Source organism: Pseudomonas sp. LPH60, from assembly GCF_030718165.1.
Classification (GTDB): domain Bacteria; phylum Pseudomonadota; class Gammaproteobacteria; order Pseudomonadales; family Pseudomonadaceae; genus Aquipseudomonas; species Aquipseudomonas danubii.
In genome coordinates this window covers 103,291-116,386 of record NZ_JAVAJH010000004.1, presented here as the reverse complement: position 1 = coordinate 116,386, position 13,096 = coordinate 103,291, and the positions used below count along the sequence as shown (strand labels likewise).

Here is a 13,096-nt window from a genome sequence, read left to right as displayed (position 1 = left end):
GGTAACGGTTGCGGATGGTGAGTCAATAGCCTCTGCCCGGGTAGTCGAACCAGTGTTCGCCTCTCAGGATTTCCTTTATGTCGGTCTCGGCCAGGATGCCTGGCGCATCGCGCTGGAAGCGTGAGCGCCACTGGGGCAGCCACCAGTAGTTCAGCGCCGTGCCTCTTGGTATCAGCACCAGGGTCAGGACGGGGCGGTCCATGGCCCCGCGCTGATACAGCTGGTGGCTGCGGTCCATGAGGTCCAGGTAGTAATCGAGGGGCAGGGACAGCATCAGGGCCGTGGTATGCACCTTTTCCGTCTGGGTTCGCTGTGGGTCCTGCAGCAGGTTCAGGGCTTCGCAGTAGTAACGCTCGGGTTGGCGGGCGAACGGCTGGGCCTCGGCAACGCCAAGAATGCCTAAGGCGCTGCCATCGTCGCGCCAGTCGGCTCCCTGGCGGTCGCTGAAGTGCTGGCGGATAAAGCCGGTCAGGGGGCCCGGGGCCGTGTCGGCGCATTGGCTGCTATCGACCGGGGTGCCGATTCGCCAGAGCAAGACGGCGATTGCCAGGGCCAGCAGCAGGCCGCTGTAGAGCGCAGCTTTCATAAGAGTCCGTTCGGTGGATGGCGCCAGGCGAGGCGGGGGCTTGCATGGCAGGCAAGGGCCTGCCTGCAAGGATGCGGCGGGGGGCCTGGGCGCGGAGTTTACCCTGACGGCGTTCGCGGGCAAGCCCGTTCCTGCGGTAGCAGGTGCCTGTTACAGCGCCGCCAATTGCCCCTGGTACAACACCGGCCCGGTGGGTTGCCCAGTAGGTGAGCCGCCGTGGGGTTCCAGGCTCACCGCGAGGGCGATCGGGGTGCCCAGCAGTTCGCGTTGGGCCGGGCTCAGGTTGATCTTGCCTTGGCCGCCTACCGGCACCACGCCGAGGGAAATCGGTTTGCCGTCGGCAGGGATCGCCCAGAGTTCCAGGCTGCGGTCCAGGCCAACAGCCGCCAGGGTCAGGGGTTCGACTTGCAGGTACTGGGCGTGGGCCTTGATCCGCAGGGCCGGTTGCTGGTCGGCGCTGAGCAGGGTGGCGCTGTAGCGCACCTGGTCGCTCTGCTGGATAAAGCCGATGTACAGGGTCGCCAGCACGGCGCAGGCGGCAAGCGCCAGGCGCAGGCGCATCCACAGCGGTTTCTTCTGCGGTACGTGCAGCACTTGCGGTTCGATGCGTGCCTGGATGCCCGCCCAGACCCGTTCCGGCACCGCGGCTTCATGCAGGGCTTCGGTCAGGCTGGCGAGGCTTTCCTGCCACTGCGCCAGTTCTTCGCGCAGCGCCGGGTCGTCCAGCAGGAGCATTTCGAAACGCCGGCGGGCGGCGCCCTGCATCAGGCCGATAGCGTAGTCGGCGGCCAGGGCGCGGCGGCGTTCAGGGGTTCGATAGTTCATGATTCAAGGCACCGGCGCAGGCGTTCCATGCCCCGACGAATCCAGGATTTGACCGAGCCCAGGGGCGCGGCCAGGTGTTCGGCCAGCTCCGAGCAGGACAGGCCCTGGAAGTAGGCCACGGTGATGGATTGGCGCTGCATGCCGTCGAGGCTGTCCAGGCAGCGGTTCAGGGCCCGGGCGGCGCGGGCGCTGTCCAGTTGGTCGTGGGCCGAGGGGCTTTGATCCTCCAGCTGTTGTTCTTCGAGTTCGCCCAGGGGCCGTTCGCGCTGTTTGCGCAACTGGTCGATGGCCTGGTTGCGGGTGATGTTGACCATCCAGGTCAGGGGCGCGGACAGGTGCGGCTGGTAGCGCACGGCGTTGTTCCAGATGCGCACGAAGCTTTCCTGCAGCACTTCCTCGGCCAGATCGCGACGGCCCATGAAGCGCAGGGCGACGCCATGCAGGCGCGGGGCAACCATGCGATAGAGGGTTTCGAAGGCCCGGCGATCACCCAGTGAACACTGGGCCAGCAGGTGCCGCAGCTGATCGGTGTCGAGGCTCGAGATGGCGATTCTCCTGACAGGAACTGGGACAAGGGCCAGCGACAAGCGCCGACTGACGCAGCCAGAGATTAGTCCAGGGTGGGTGGTTGTTCCATTCACGTCCTGCTGCCTCATGCCGGAGCCCGAAGGTGGCGCTTGTGGACGATATACGCAGCAGCAGCGCAGCTGGATGCAGGCGCCGGACGGCAGGGCAGGCGCTGGAACATTCGCCTGGGGTTTCAGTCAAAACACTGTTTTCCCGCCGCCCGAGTCCGGACGGTTTCCCGCCCCATGAGGTTGTTTCGATGAATATTCCACGCGGTTTTGCCCTGGCTACCCTGATGACCCTGGCAGCCGGTTCGGCGTTGGCCGGCGGTTTCAGCTTGAGCGATGCGGCCAACGCCATTGCCGGCATGCAGGGCGGCGACAAGGCCGCTGCCGCCGCGCCGACTTCCCAGACCGCCGGCCTGCTGGGCACCCTGGCGCAACTCAATGTCACCCCTGAGCAGGCCATCGGTGGCACCGGCGCCATGCTCGGCCTGGCAAAGAATCAACTCAGCAGCACCGACTATTCGCAACTGAGCCAAAGCGTACCGGGCCTGGACCAGCTCTCGGGCAGCAACGCCCTGGGCAGCCTGGGCGCCTTGAGCGGCCTGCTCGGCCAGTCTTCCGGCAACAGCGCCGGCCTGGGCAGCGCCCTGGGCAACGTCAAGGACACTCAAGACCTGAACAACGCCTTTGGCGCCCTGGGCATGGACAGCGGCATGATCGGCCAGTTTGCCCCGCTGATCCTGCAGTACCTGGGCCAGCAGGGCGTTGGCGGTTCCCTGCTGCAAAGCCTGGGCGGCATCTGGGGCGTGGCCAAGTAACGCGCTCCGGCTCCGGCGCCTGGCGCGCCGGGGCTTCCCCTGATTCCTGAAACAGTGGTCTTTACCTTTCCCGGAGTTTTCGCCGAATCGGGCCTGTGCTATATCTCGCGCCCCGTTTTCCAAGGAAGCTTGAACGCGATGTTCATGGATGCACTGAAGATGTCTCTGCCCGCCGATGCGGTGCTCGGTTTCATGCTCTACATGCTGGGCGCTGCCCTGGTGTTTGCCCTCTACGCGTTCATCTACACGCGCCTGACCCCCTATAACGAATTCGCCCTGATCCGCCAGGGCAACAGTGCCGCTTCCATCGCCCTGTCCGGCGCTTTGCTGGGCTTTGCCATTCCGGTGGCCAGCGCGATTTCCCATTCCATTTCGATCATCGACTTCCTGCTCTGGGCCGGCATCGCCGCGGTGGTGCAATTGCTCACGTTCCTGGTGGTCAGCCTGACCCTCAAGGGCCTGTCCCAGCGCATCGCCAACCAGGAAAATTCCGCGGCGATCCTGGTGGCTTCGGTGTCTGTCGGTGTCGGCCTGCTGAATGCGGCCTGCATGACTCCATCGGTCTGAGGGCGCGGGCATGAAACGCAGTAAAAGCGTGCGCCTGGTGCTGCTGGGCAGTGTGCCGTTCGCCCTGGTTGCCTGTGACGGCCAGCCTCAGGCAACCCGCGAAGTGCGCCAGACCCAGCATTTCAGCAGTGTCCGCGACTGCGTACTGGCACAGGTTCCGTCCGCGATCTGCCAGGACGCTTTCGATGATGCCCGCGAGCGTGGAGAGCTGATAGCGCCGCGTTATCTCGACCTGCAACGCTGTGAAGACGACTTCTTCGCGGGCAACTGCATGGTGTCCAGAGACAACCGCGCCTACGTGCCGATTGCCAAGGGCCTCGCCCTGACCACCCAGCGCACGGTGCCGGTTCAGCCCGAAGACGAACAACCCGAGCAGGCCAGCTCCAGCAGTTCGGGTGGTGGTGGTGGTGGTGGTGGTGGTGGTGGTGGTGGTGGTGGTGGTCACTCCTATGGCGCCCGCGCAGGTTCCAGCTTCTGGCGCTGGATCGGCCTGGATTCCACGCCCGAGCCGCGCTATTTCAGCGAGACGCTGTACAAGGAGCGTGACGGTCGGGGCGGCTCGCAACTGAGCACCCTCAGCCAGCAGGTGGAGGCCGGCAAGACCTTCTCCGGCGCCAACGGTGGACGCTTCGGCATTTCCAGCCCGGACCACTTCACCAGCGCCGGCAATCCCCTGGCCGGTGCCCATGAAGTGGTCAGTCGTGGCGGCTTCGGTTCCTCCAGCCACAGCAGTTGGAGCTTCGGTTCTTGAAGCGCATCCCCAGCACCCCGCGTGCGGATTGGCAGGCCACGGCGCAGCAGTTGGGCTTTGCCTTCCACACTTTCGACGGCGAGCCGTACTGGGACGAGTCGGCCTACTACCGCTTCAGCCTGCGGCAGATCGAGGACGACCTGGAAGACCCGACCCGGGAACTGCACGAGCTGTGCATGGCCCTGGTGGCCGAAGTGGTGGACAGCGAAGCCTTGCTGGAGCGCCTGGCGATCCCTGCGGCCTTTCATGACTTGGTCCGCCAGTCGTGGAAGCAGGGCGACCCCCATCTCTACGGGCGCATGGACCTGTGCTACGACGGCAGTGGCCCGGCCAAGCTGCTGGAGACCAATTACGACACGCCGACTTCGCTGTATGAGGCGAGCTTCTTCCAGTACGTCTGGCTTGAGCAGCAGTTGCAGCGCGGGCAGTTGCCGGCTGGCTGCGATCAGTTCAACAGCATCGAGGACAAGCTGCTGCAGGCCTTTGTCCAGGGCGGCTTCAAGTCGCCGATGCACTTTGCCTCGGTGCGGGACTCGCTGGAGGATCGCGGCACCGTCGAATACCTGCGCGACATTGCCCGTCAGGCTGGCCTGGGCACGCGCCTGATCAATATCGAGGACATCGGCCTGAATGCCGGTGGGCGTTTCGTCGACCTGCTGGAGATGCCCATCGACAGCCTGTTCAAGCTCTATCCCTGGGAACAGCTGTTCACCGAAGCCTATGGCCCGGCGCTTGCCGGCAGCGGCACGCAGTTTGTCGAGCCGCCGTGGAAGGCGATTCTTTCCAACAAGGGCGCGCTGGCCCTGCTCTGGGAGCGGCATGCGGGGCATCCGAACCTGTTGCCGGCGTTCATCGACGACGATCCCACTGCCAGCCTGGGCCCGGGCTGGGTGCGCAAGCCGTTCTTTTCCCGAGAGGGCGCCAATGTGGAAATCTGCACCGAGGGCGGTGAGCGCCTGATCGAGGCCGGGCCCTATGGCGGGCCGTGCATCCGCCAGCGGTTTCACCCGCTGCCGGTGTTTGCCGGCAACCACACGGTGATTGGCAGTTGGGTGATTGGCGACCAGCCGGCGGGGATCGGCATTCGTGAAGACAACTCGCCGATCACCAAGGACAGCAGCCGTTTCCTGCCCCATGTGATCAGCGATTGATCAGCGGCGTTCGCTCAGCAGTTCGCTGATGCGCTGGTCCTTGTCGGTCCACAGCCGGTTGACCCAGTCCTGCACCTGCTGGCGGAACGCCGGGTCGTTTTCGTAATCGCCGTGCCACAGCGCCCGGTCCAGCTCGCGGGTGCGGATGTCGATGATCACCTTGGGCACGCTGCCGCTGATCAGGTCCCAGAAACCGGGAATGCGTTGCTGGGGATAAACCACGGTCACGTCCAGCACCGCGTCCAGCTGTTCGCCCAGGGCCGCGAGGACGAAGGCCACGCCGCCGGCCTTGGGCTTGAGCAGGTGCTGGAAGGGCGAGTCTTGCTGCTGGCGCTTGGCCTCGGTGAAGCGGGTGCCTTCCAGGTAGTTGACCACGGTCACCGGCTGGCGCTTGAACAGCTCGCAGGCGGCCTTGGTGATCTCCAGGTCCTTGCCTTGCAGCTCCGGGTGCCTGGCCAGGAACGCCTTGCTGTAGCGCTTCATGAAGGGGTAGTCCAGGGCCCACCAGGCCAGACCGAGGAACGGCACCCAGATCAGCTCCTTCTTGAGGAAGAACTTGAAGAACGGCGTGCGCCGGTTGAGGGTCTGGATCAGCGCCGGGATGTCGACCCAGGACTGGTGGTTGCTCACCACCAGGTAGGAGGTGTCGACCCGCAGGCCTTCGCCGCCGCGAATGTCCCAGCGGGTCGGGATGCACAGTGCGAAGATCAGCTTGTCGATCTCGGCCCAGGTCTCGGCGATCCACATCACCGCGGCCGAGGCGTAATCGCGCAGGCGCCCCGGCAGGACCAGCTTGAGCAGGGCAAACACCATCAGCGGGCCGAACAGCACCAGGGTGTTGAGCAGCAGGAGCAGGGTGACGAAACAGCCGGTGAGCAGGCGGCGCATAAGGCACTCTTTGCAATCTTTTGGGCGCGCCATGATAAGCAGCTTCGGTGGGCAGGCCAAATTCTAAGTGGCAGCGGCAAGCGGCAAGCGGCAAGCTCCAAGCTTGAGGCTTGAGGCTTGAGGCTGCTTCTATACGAACCAATTCGTTGGCTGCGGTCTAAAATCCCGCTGCCCCTCTCTTCAAGGAATCCACTGTCGTGAAATCTGTCCTTGCTCTTGTTTCGCTGTTGGCGCTGCCGGTGATGGCCGCCGAGCCGACCCTGTATGGCCGTTACGAATACATCCGCCTGCCGGAAATCGGCGAAACCCTGCAGGCCAAGATGGACACCGGGGCCCTGACCGCGTCGCTGTCGGCCAGGGATATCCAGACCTTTACCCGCGACGGCGAGGACTGGGTGCGTTTCCGCCTGGCGACCAAGGATGCCGGGAACAAGGTCTACGAGCACAAGGTGGCGCGCATCAGCAAGATCAAGAGCCGCGCCGACGAGGGCGATGAGGCTGAAGAACCGCAGTCGGCCAAGCGCCCGGTGGTGGAGCTGGAGATGTGCCTGGGCAACGTCAAGCGCACGGTGGAGGTCAACCTCACCGACCGCAGCAGCTTCAACTATCCGCTGCTGATCGGTGCCAAGGCGCTGCGGGAATTCGGTGCGGCGGTGAACCCGGCGCGGCGCTACACCGCGGATAAACCCGACTGCTGATTGACGGCTTACCAGGCATCCGGCACCGTTCGCCCACTGAATTTGCGTGCTTGGATGCCATGCCCCATATCCTGATTGTCGAAGACGAAGCGGCCATTGCCGACACCCTGATCTTTGCCCTGCAAGGCGAAGGTTTCACCACCACCTGGCTGAGCCTGGGGCGTGCGGCCCTGGACTATCAGCAGGCAACCCCGGCGGACCTGATCATCCTCGATATCGGCCTGCCGGATATCAGCGGCTTTGAAACCTGCAAGCAGCTGCGCCGCTTCAGCGAGGTGCCGGTGATGTTCCTCAGCGCCCGGGACGGTGAGATCGACCGGGTGGTGGGCCTGGAAATCGGCGCCGACGATTATGTGGTCAAGCCCTTCAGCCCCCGGGAAGTGGCGGCGCGGGTCAAGGCGATCCTCAAGCGCATGGCTCCGCGAGCGGCTCCCGAGGCAGCCCCGGCGCTGTTCGTCATCGACGCCGAGCGGGTGCAGATCAGTTACCGGGCCCAGCCCCTGAGCCTGACCCGGCATGAGTTCCGCCTGCTGCAATGCCTGCTGGAGCAGCCCGAGCGGGTGTTCAGCCGCGAGCAGTTGCTCGATGCCCTGGGGGTGGTGGCGGACGTTGGCTACGAGCGCAATATCGACAGCCACATCAAGAGCCTGCGGGCCAAGCTGCGCCTGGTGGCGGCCGAGGCCGAGCCGATCCAGACCCATCGCGGCCTGGGCTACAGCTACAGCCCGAGCCACGCCTGATGACCTTGGGCATCCGCATCTTCCTGGTCTATTTGCTGTTCATCAGCCTGACCGGCTATTTCGTGCTGAGCACGGTGATGAAGGAGATCCGCCCCGGCGTGCGCCAGTCCACCGAGGAAACCCTGGTGGACACCGCCAACCTGCTGGCGGAGATCCTGCGGGACGACTTCAAGGCCGGCACCCTCAGCGAGAACCGCTGGCCGCAATTGCTGCGGGCCTATGGCGAGCGGCAACCGGCGGCGACCATCTGGGGCCTGCCAAAGAATCAGGTCAACCACCGCATCTACGTCACCGACGCCAAGGGCATCGTGGTCCTGGACTCCAGTGGCCTGGCGGTGGGCCAGGATTATTCGCGCTGGAACGACGTGTACCTGACCTTGCGCGGCCAATATGGCGCGCGTTCGTCGCGCTCGCTGGCCGACGATCCCAATTCTTCGGTGATGCACGTGGGCGCGCCGATCCGCGACAACGGCCAGATCATCGGCGTGGTCACCGTGGCCAAGCCCAACAGTTCCCTGCAGCCCTACGTCGACCGCACCGAACGCCGCCTGCTGTGGTACGGCGCCGGGCTGATTGCCATGGGCCTGCTGTTTGGCGCCTTGCTGTCCTGGTGGCTGAGCGCGGCGTTGCGACGCATGACCGCCTACGCCCTGGCGGTCAGTGAAGGGCGCCGCGCCGAGCTGCCGCACTATCGCGGTGGCGAGCTGGAGCAACTGGCGACGGCGGTGGAACACATGCGCACCCAGCTCGAAGGCAAGGCCTATGTCGAGCGCTACGTGCACACCCTGACCCACGAACTGAAGAGCCCCCTGGCGGCGATTCGCGGGGCGGCGGAACTGCTGCAGAGCGAGATGCCCCTGGAGCAGCGCCAGCGTTTCGTCGGCAATATCGACAGTGAAAGCGCGCGCATGCAGCAGTTGATCGAGCGTCTGCTGAACCTGGCGCAAGTGGAGCAGCGTCAGGGCCTGGAAGAGCGGGTGAAGGTGCCCCTGGCGCCGTTGTGCAAGGAGCTGCTGAACAGCCAGCACGGGCGTATCGAAGGCAAGCAACTGCAGGTGCAACTGCGGGTGCCGGCGGACCTGGCCTGGTCCGGCGAGCCGTTCCTGCTGCGCCAGGCCCTGGGCAACCTGCTGACCAACGCCCTGGACTTCAGCCCCGCAGGCGGCCTGCTGCGTTGCAGCGCGCAACCTGTGGAGGAGGGCGTGGAGCTGGTGCTGTTCAACCAGGGCGAGCCGATTCCGGACTATGCCCTGCCGCGCCTGTGCGAGCGCTTCTATTCCCTGCCGCGCCCGGACAGCGGACGCAAGAGCACCGGCTTGGGGCTGAATTTTGTCGAGGAAGTGGTGCAACTGCATGGCGGCCAGATGCGCATTGAGAACGTTGCGGGTGGGGTGCAGGTGACCTTGCGGCTGCCCTGAGCGGGGATTCTCCACAGAGTCTCCACATTGCCCCCATAAAACCCCCATGCCCGGGTTCCAGACTCTCGCCCATTCCAACTGGGAGAGCCTCATGAACCGTAACCTGACCTTCAAACTCGGGGCCATTGGCCTGTTGATCGTGCTGTTGCTGATACCGCTGCTGATGATCAGCGGCCTGATCGGCGAGCGCCAGAGCCTGCGCGACGGCGTGCTCGAGGATATCGCCCGCAGCTCCAGCACCCAGCAGCAGATCAGCGGCCCGGTGATGGTGGTGGACTACCGCAAGACCGTGCGCACCTGGAAAACCGACGAAAAGACCAAGAAGCGCTACCAGGAAACCAGCGAGCAGCAGGGACGGCTGTTCTTCCTGCCCGAGCATTTCGAACTGGACAGCAAGGCCCAGACCGAGCTGCGCGCCCGGGGGATCTACGAGGCGCGGCTGTTCCACGCCGACAACTACATCAGCGGCCACTTTGCGGTGCCCGAGCAGTACGGCATCAAGGAGGATTTTGCGGATTACCAGTTCGACCAGCCGTTCCTGGCGGTGGGCATCAGCGACATCCGCGGCATCGAAAACGCCCTGCAACTGCAGCTCAACGGCCAGACCCTGGACTTTGCCCCCGGCACTTTTGTCAGCTGGCTGGACGAAGGCGTGCACGTGCTGCTGCCGCCCCTGGACCTGAAGAAGAACACTCGCCTGGACTTCGCCTTCGACCTGCGCCTGCAGGGCACCGGGCAACTGCAGGTGCTGCCGGTGGGCAAGACCAGCAAGGTGCTGTTGACGGCCAACTGGCCCCATCCGAGCTTTGTCGGCAACTACCTGCCGGTGCAGCGTGAGATTACCGAGCAGGGCTTTTCGGCGCTCTGGCAGACCTCGTTCTTCTCCACCAACCTGGAACAGGCCATGGAGCGCTGCGCCTACAGCAGCCAATGCCAGGACTTCAACAGCCGCAGCTTTGGCGTGAGCTTCATCGACCCGGTGGACCAGTACCTGAAAAGCGACCGGGCGATCAAATACGCCCTGCTGTTCATCGGCCTGACCTTTGCCGGCTTCTTTCTCTTCGAGGTGCTCAAGAGCCTGTCGGTGCACCCGATCCAGTACGCCCTGGTGGGCGTGGCACTGGCGTTCTTCTACCTGTTGCTGCTGTCGCTGTCGGAACACCTGGGTTTCGAACTGGCCTACGGCGTGTCGGCGGCGGCCTGTGTCGGCTTGATCGGCTTCTACGTCAGCCATGTGCTGCACAGCTGGCGTAACGGCGCAGTGTTCGCGCTCTCGCTGGCGGCCTTGTACGGCTTGCTGTATGGCCTGCTCAGCGCCGAGGACTATGCGCTGCTGATGGGCTCGCTGTTGCTGTTCGGCCTGCTGGGCGTGTTCATGGTGCTGACCCGCAAGCTGGACTGGTATGGCCTGGGCCAGCGCAAGGAACCGGCCCCCCTGCAGTTCGATCTGGAGGCCATCCATGAGTAAGTCACTGGGCTTGCGTGAGGACCAGCGTCAGCGCGAGCGCCTGACGCAGCGGATTGGCCTGTTGTTTCCACCGGAGGCGTGGTGGCGGGTGCGCCAGCAAGCTGCTCCCCGTGCTACAGGAGCCGGCTTGCCGGCGAACAGGGCCGAGCGCCTGACCGACTAGACCGGCGGTTGGGTCGCCAGCATCGACGGCCGCTGACTGACCTCGAAGTACCAGGCCGCGAGCCCGGGCTGTTGCTGGCGCCACTCCAGGTCCGGATGGCGGAAGTCCAGGTAAGCCAGGGCACAGGCGACGCTGATGGCGGCCACGTCGAAGTGGCTGGCCAGCTCGGCCAGCGCCTGCGCCTCAAGCACTGCCAGGGCCCGTCGGATCTTGTCGCGCTGGCCTTCGAGCCACGGCGCCCAGTGGTGTTCCGGTGGCCGCAGGGTCAGCTCGTAACGCACCAGCACTGCCGCCTCCAGGATCCCGTCGGCCAGGGCCGCCAGGGTCAGGCGCCGCCAGCGGGCCGAACCCTCTTGGGGAATCAGTGGGTTGCCGACATGTTGCTGGTCCAGGTACTCGAGGATCACCCGGCTGTCGTAGAGCACCTGGCCGTTGGCCAGGCGCAGGGCAGGAATCTTGCCCAGGGGGTTGTCCTGGTTCAGCGCGTTGTCCGGGTTTACCGGGGTCAGTTGGCAGGCTTGCAGGGCCACACGGTCGAGCTGCCCGGTTTCGTGCAGCAGCACCATGATTTTGCGTACGTAAGGTGATGCCCGGTTGTGGAACAGCGTCATGCTTGGGGTAGACATGAATATTCCTCGCGGTTGGTAACGGAGCACAGGCTCGCGGCCCGAGGATCTTAGCGCAGCCTGTGGCACTGGCCACAGGGGCGGCACAAGGGACAGACAAGGAGTGATGAATGCGCAGGTCCTATCTTTTGCACGGGCTGTACAGTCTGGCCCTGACCCTGTTGGGTGGGCTGGCGGTGTACCTGGCCCTGCAGTACGAGTTCCGCCGCAAGGGCGAGGGTGAGCCTGAGCTGATCATGGCGTTTGCCTACATGGCCTGGTACTGGGCGCTGCCGGCGCTGGCCCTGCCGGCCCTGGGGTGTGGGCTGCTGGGCCTGCGTGGCCCAGAGCCGGTGACCCGGCCCTGGCGCTGGAGTCTGGCGGCGAGCTATGTGCCGCTGCTGGGGCTGGCGCTGTTTTGCGTACTGGTCGCGGCTGAGGCGCTGCTGGAAAACCGCGTGTTCATTCCGGTGCTGCTGATCAGCCTGGGGCTGTCGGTGTATCTGTGGCGCGGTTTCCCCTCGGCAGCCGTCAAGCCGCTCGCCCGCGGCTGAACAAGCCCCGCAGGGCGATCAGCGCCGGCAGGCCCAGGCCGAGCCAGCTCAGGCTGTCCCAGATCCCATCCCCCAGCAGCGCCGCGAACAGGCCGCCGGCGCTGAGCAGGGCCAGGGCCAGCGGCGCCCTGAAGACTTTCCAGAAGTTCGATTGCCGGGGCTTCATGGGCGCACCTGCGCAACCGACTTCGCAGCACGCCGCCGGACTGTCCACAGGTACAGGCCACTGCCCAGGACAATGATGGTCAGCCCATCCATGGTTGCCCACAGCACCTTCATCGGCATGCCGCCGTAGTCACCGAAGTGCAGCGGCTGGGACATGCCCATGGCATCCATGTACCAGGGGCGCGTGCCCACGGCGGTGACCTGCAGGGTGCTGGCGTCGATCAGCACCGGGGTCAGCAGGTGCGAAGTCAGGTGGCTGCTGCCCTTGAGGAACACCGCGTAGTGGTGCTCGCTGGAGAAGCGCGTACCGGGGAAGGCGATGAAGTCCGGCTGCATGCCTGGGGCGGCTTCCCGGGCGATGTCCAGCAGGCGGCTGGCGGGAGCCAGCGCGGTCAGGGGCGGGGCGTCGCGGTAGGGTGCGACCATGGCGCTGAGGCTGTCGTTGCGCCAGGCGGCGATGATCAGGTCGGCGCAGGCGCTGATGACCCCGGTCACCCCCACCACCAGGGCCCAGGTCAGGGTGACCACGCCAATCAGGTTGTGCAGGTCGAGCCAGCGCAGGCGGCTGGATTTGTCCTGGCGCACGCTGGCGAATTTCAAGCGGCGCATGAACGGCAGATAGAGCACGGTGCCAGAGATGATCGCCAGCACGAAGAGGATGCCCATGAAGGCCAGCAGCAGCTTGCCCGGCAGCCCGGCGAACATGTCCACATGCAGGCGCAGCATGACCATCATCAGCCCGCCGTTGGCCGAGGGCATGGCCACGGCTTCGCCGGTGCGGGCGTCGAGCATGAAGGTGTGGGAGGAATTGGGCTCGGTGCCGGCGGTCTTGGCCATGATCGCCATCACACCGTTGGGCTCGTCTTCGTCCCAGCCGAAGTACTGCATGACTTCCCCCGGGCGGTGAGCTTCGGCGGCCTTGACCAGCTGTTGCAGGTCCAGGCGCGGGGTGTCGGCGGGCAGCTCCCGCAGCTCGGGGGAATCCCCCAGCAGGTGGTCGATCTCGTGGTGGAAGATCAGCGGCAGGCCGGTGAGCGCGAGCAGCAGCAGAAATACCGTGCAGATCAGGCTGGTCCAGGTGTGGATAAAGGACCAGCGGCGGATTGTCTTGCTTTTCATTTCTTAGC

At 65.2% G+C, this 13,096-nt stretch carries 17 protein-coding genes; 10 read left to right on the top strand and 7 right to left on the bottom strand.

The window, feature by feature from the left end; all coding sequences use genetic code 11:
* Positions 1-22 precede the first annotated feature (22 nt).
* The 3 genes from Q8O96_RS15310 to Q8O96_RS15300 all read right to left on the bottom strand — a co-directional run bounded on the left by Q8O96_RS15310 (position 23) and on the right by Q8O96_RS15300 (position 2,052).
* A complete protein-coding gene (locus Q8O96_RS15310) occupies positions 23-586 on the bottom strand; it encodes a hypothetical protein (protein ID WP_305949059.1) in 564 nt (187 codons plus the stop codon).
* 150 nt (positions 587-736) lie between these two features.
* Positions 737-1,411 carry an anti-sigma factor domain-containing protein gene (locus Q8O96_RS15305; RefSeq protein ID WP_305949058.1) on the bottom strand — a complete coding sequence of 225 codons (675 nt, stop codon included), beginning with the start codon at positions 1,409-1,411 and terminating at the stop codon, positions 737-739.
* Positions 1,408-2,052, bottom strand: a complete 645-nt coding sequence (locus Q8O96_RS15300) for a sigma-70 family RNA polymerase sigma factor (protein ID WP_060841432.1) — start codon at positions 2,050-2,052, stop codon at positions 1,408-1,410. The genes Q8O96_RS15305 and Q8O96_RS15300 overlap by 4 nt, the downstream gene beginning before the upstream one ends.
* Positions 2,053-2,237: 185 nt before the next feature.
* Here Q8O96_RS15300 and Q8O96_RS15295 point away from each other — a divergent pair, with 185 nt between their 5' ends.
* The 4 genes from Q8O96_RS15295 (at position 2,238) to Q8O96_RS15280 (ending at position 5,270) form a co-directional block, all read left to right on the top strand.
* Complete coding sequence (locus Q8O96_RS15295) at positions 2,238-2,801, top strand: DUF2780 domain-containing protein (protein ID WP_102861979.1); 564 nt, start codon at positions 2,238-2,240, stop codon at positions 2,799-2,801.
* A 138-nt stretch (positions 2,802-2,939) separates the two neighbouring features.
* Complete coding sequence (locus tag Q8O96_RS15290; protein ID WP_016963056.1) at positions 2,940-3,368, top strand: DUF350 domain-containing protein; 429 nt, start codon at positions 2,940-2,942, stop codon at positions 3,366-3,368.
* A gap of 10 nt (positions 3,369-3,378) precedes the next feature.
* Positions 3,379-4,119, top strand: coding sequence for a DUF1190 domain-containing protein (locus tag Q8O96_RS15285; RefSeq protein WP_305949057.1), 741 nt, complete (start codon positions 3,379-3,381; stop codon positions 4,117-4,119).
* The gene (locus Q8O96_RS15280) at positions 4,116-5,270 is read left to right on the top strand and encodes a glutathionylspermidine synthase family protein (protein WP_305949056.1); all 1,155 of its coding nucleotides are present in this window, start codon (positions 4,116-4,118) and stop codon (positions 5,268-5,270) included. The genes Q8O96_RS15285 and Q8O96_RS15280 overlap by 4 nt, the downstream gene beginning before the upstream one ends.
* On the opposite strand, the gene Q8O96_RS15275 is transcribed toward Q8O96_RS15280, so the two are convergent.
* Positions 5,271-6,158 carry an acyltransferase gene (locus Q8O96_RS15275; RefSeq protein WP_305949055.1) on the bottom strand — a complete coding sequence of 296 codons (888 nt, stop codon included), beginning with the start codon at positions 6,156-6,158 and terminating at the stop codon, positions 5,271-5,273.
* A gap of 197 nt (positions 6,159-6,355) precedes the next feature.
* Here Q8O96_RS15275 and Q8O96_RS15270 point away from each other — a divergent pair, with 197 nt between their 5' ends.
* The 5 genes from Q8O96_RS15270 to Q8O96_RS15250 all read left to right on the top strand — a co-directional run bounded on the left by Q8O96_RS15270 (position 6,356) and on the right by Q8O96_RS15250 (position 10,645).
* The gene (locus Q8O96_RS15270) at positions 6,356-6,856 is read left to right on the top strand and encodes an ATP-dependent zinc protease (RefSeq protein WP_016963060.1); all 501 of its coding nucleotides are present in this window, start codon (positions 6,356-6,358) and stop codon (positions 6,854-6,856) included.
* Positions 6,857-6,915: 59 nt separating this feature from the next.
* On the top strand, positions 6,916-7,596 hold the full coding sequence (gene creB, locus Q8O96_RS15265) for a two-component system response regulator CreB (RefSeq protein WP_115582443.1): 681 nt from the start codon (positions 6,916-6,918) through the stop codon (positions 7,594-7,596).
* Entirely contained in the window at positions 7,596-9,014 is a 1,419-nt protein-coding gene (creC, locus tag Q8O96_RS15260; protein WP_115581096.1) for a two-component system sensor histidine kinase CreC, read from the top strand. The genes creB and creC overlap by 1 nt, the downstream gene beginning before the upstream one ends.
* A 91-nt stretch (positions 9,015-9,105) precedes the next feature.
* Entirely contained in the window at positions 9,106-10,482 is a 1,377-nt protein-coding gene (gene creD, locus Q8O96_RS15255) for a cell envelope integrity protein CreD (RefSeq protein ID WP_305949054.1), read from the top strand.
* Positions 10,475-10,645 carry a hypothetical protein gene (locus tag Q8O96_RS15250; protein WP_162884044.1) on the top strand — a complete coding sequence of 57 codons (171 nt, stop codon included), beginning with the start codon at positions 10,475-10,477 and terminating at the stop codon, positions 10,643-10,645. The genes creD and Q8O96_RS15250 overlap by 8 nt, the downstream gene beginning before the upstream one ends.
* Here Q8O96_RS15250 and Q8O96_RS15245 read toward each other — a convergent pair.
* The gene (locus Q8O96_RS15245; protein ID WP_305949053.1) at positions 10,642-11,271 is read right to left on the bottom strand and encodes a glutathione S-transferase; all 630 of its coding nucleotides are present in this window, start codon (positions 11,269-11,271) and stop codon (positions 10,642-10,644) included. The two genes, Q8O96_RS15250 and Q8O96_RS15245, sit on opposite strands and share 4 nt — an antisense overlap.
* Before the next feature lie 110 nt (positions 11,272-11,381).
* On the opposite strand from Q8O96_RS15245, the gene Q8O96_RS15240 reads away from it, so the two are divergent.
* Positions 11,382-11,804, top strand: coding sequence for a hypothetical protein (locus Q8O96_RS15240; protein ID WP_102861971.1), 423 nt, complete (start codon positions 11,382-11,384; stop codon positions 11,802-11,804).
* Here the strand turns inward: Q8O96_RS15240 and Q8O96_RS15235 are convergent.
* Together Q8O96_RS15235 and Q8O96_RS15230 are read right to left on the bottom strand one after the other, a co-directional pair.
* On the bottom strand, positions 11,782-11,970 hold the full coding sequence (locus Q8O96_RS15235; RefSeq protein WP_102861970.1) for a hypothetical protein: 189 nt from the start codon (positions 11,968-11,970) through the stop codon (positions 11,782-11,784). The genes Q8O96_RS15240 and Q8O96_RS15235 overlap by 23 nt on opposite strands.
* Positions 11,967-13,088 carry a PepSY domain-containing protein gene (locus Q8O96_RS15230; protein ID WP_207166666.1) on the bottom strand — a complete coding sequence of 374 codons (1,122 nt, stop codon included), beginning with the start codon at positions 13,086-13,088 and terminating at the stop codon, positions 11,967-11,969. The genes Q8O96_RS15235 and Q8O96_RS15230 overlap by 4 nt, the downstream gene beginning before the upstream one ends.
* Positions 13,089-13,096 lie beyond the last annotated feature (8 nt).

Excerpts from the sequence above, each read along its gene's own strand:
- Q8O96_RS15240 (WP_102861971.1), top strand. The coding sequence starts at position 11,382 with ATGCGCAGGTCCTATCTTTTGCACGGGCTGTACAGTCTGGCCCTGACC.
- creD (WP_305949054.1), top strand. The coding sequence starts at position 9,106 with ATGAACCGTAACCTGACCTTCAAACTCGGGGCCATTGGCCTGTTGATC.
- creC (WP_115581096.1), top strand. The coding sequence starts at position 7,596 with ATGACCTTGGGCATCCGCATCTTCCTGGTCTATTTGCTGTTCATCAGC.
- Q8O96_RS15310 (WP_305949059.1), bottom strand. The coding sequence starts at position 586 with ATGAAAGCTGCGCTCTACAGCGGCCTGCTGCTGGCCCTGGCAATCGCC.
- creB (WP_115582443.1), top strand. The coding sequence starts at position 6,916 with ATGCCCCATATCCTGATTGTCGAAGACGAAGCGGCCATTGCCGACACC.
- Q8O96_RS15235 (WP_102861970.1), bottom strand. The coding sequence starts at position 11,970 with ATGAAGCCCCGGCAATCGAACTTCTGGAAAGTCTTCAGGGCGCCGCTG.
- Q8O96_RS15275 (WP_305949055.1), bottom strand. The coding sequence starts at position 6,158 with ATGCGCCGCCTGCTCACCGGCTGTTTCGTCACCCTGCTCCTGCTGCTC.
- Q8O96_RS15285 (WP_305949057.1), top strand. The coding sequence starts at position 3,379 with ATGAAACGCAGTAAAAGCGTGCGCCTGGTGCTGCTGGGCAGTGTGCCG.
- Q8O96_RS15230 (WP_207166666.1), bottom strand. The coding sequence starts at position 13,088 with ATGAAAAGCAAGACAATCCGCCGCTGGTCCTTTATCCACACCTGGACC.
- Q8O96_RS15295 (WP_102861979.1), top strand. The coding sequence starts at position 2,238 with ATGAATATTCCACGCGGTTTTGCCCTGGCTACCCTGATGACCCTGGCA.
- Q8O96_RS15250 (WP_162884044.1), top strand. The coding sequence starts at position 10,475 with ATGAGTAAGTCACTGGGCTTGCGTGAGGACCAGCGTCAGCGCGAGCGC.
- Q8O96_RS15290 (WP_016963056.1), top strand. The coding sequence starts at position 2,940 with ATGTTCATGGATGCACTGAAGATGTCTCTGCCCGCCGATGCGGTGCTC.
- Q8O96_RS15245 (WP_305949053.1), bottom strand. The coding sequence starts at position 11,271 with ATGTCTACCCCAAGCATGACGCTGTTCCACAACCGGGCATCACCTTAC.
- Q8O96_RS15305 (WP_305949058.1), bottom strand. The coding sequence starts at position 1,411 with ATGAACTATCGAACCCCTGAACGCCGCCGCGCCCTGGCCGCCGACTAC.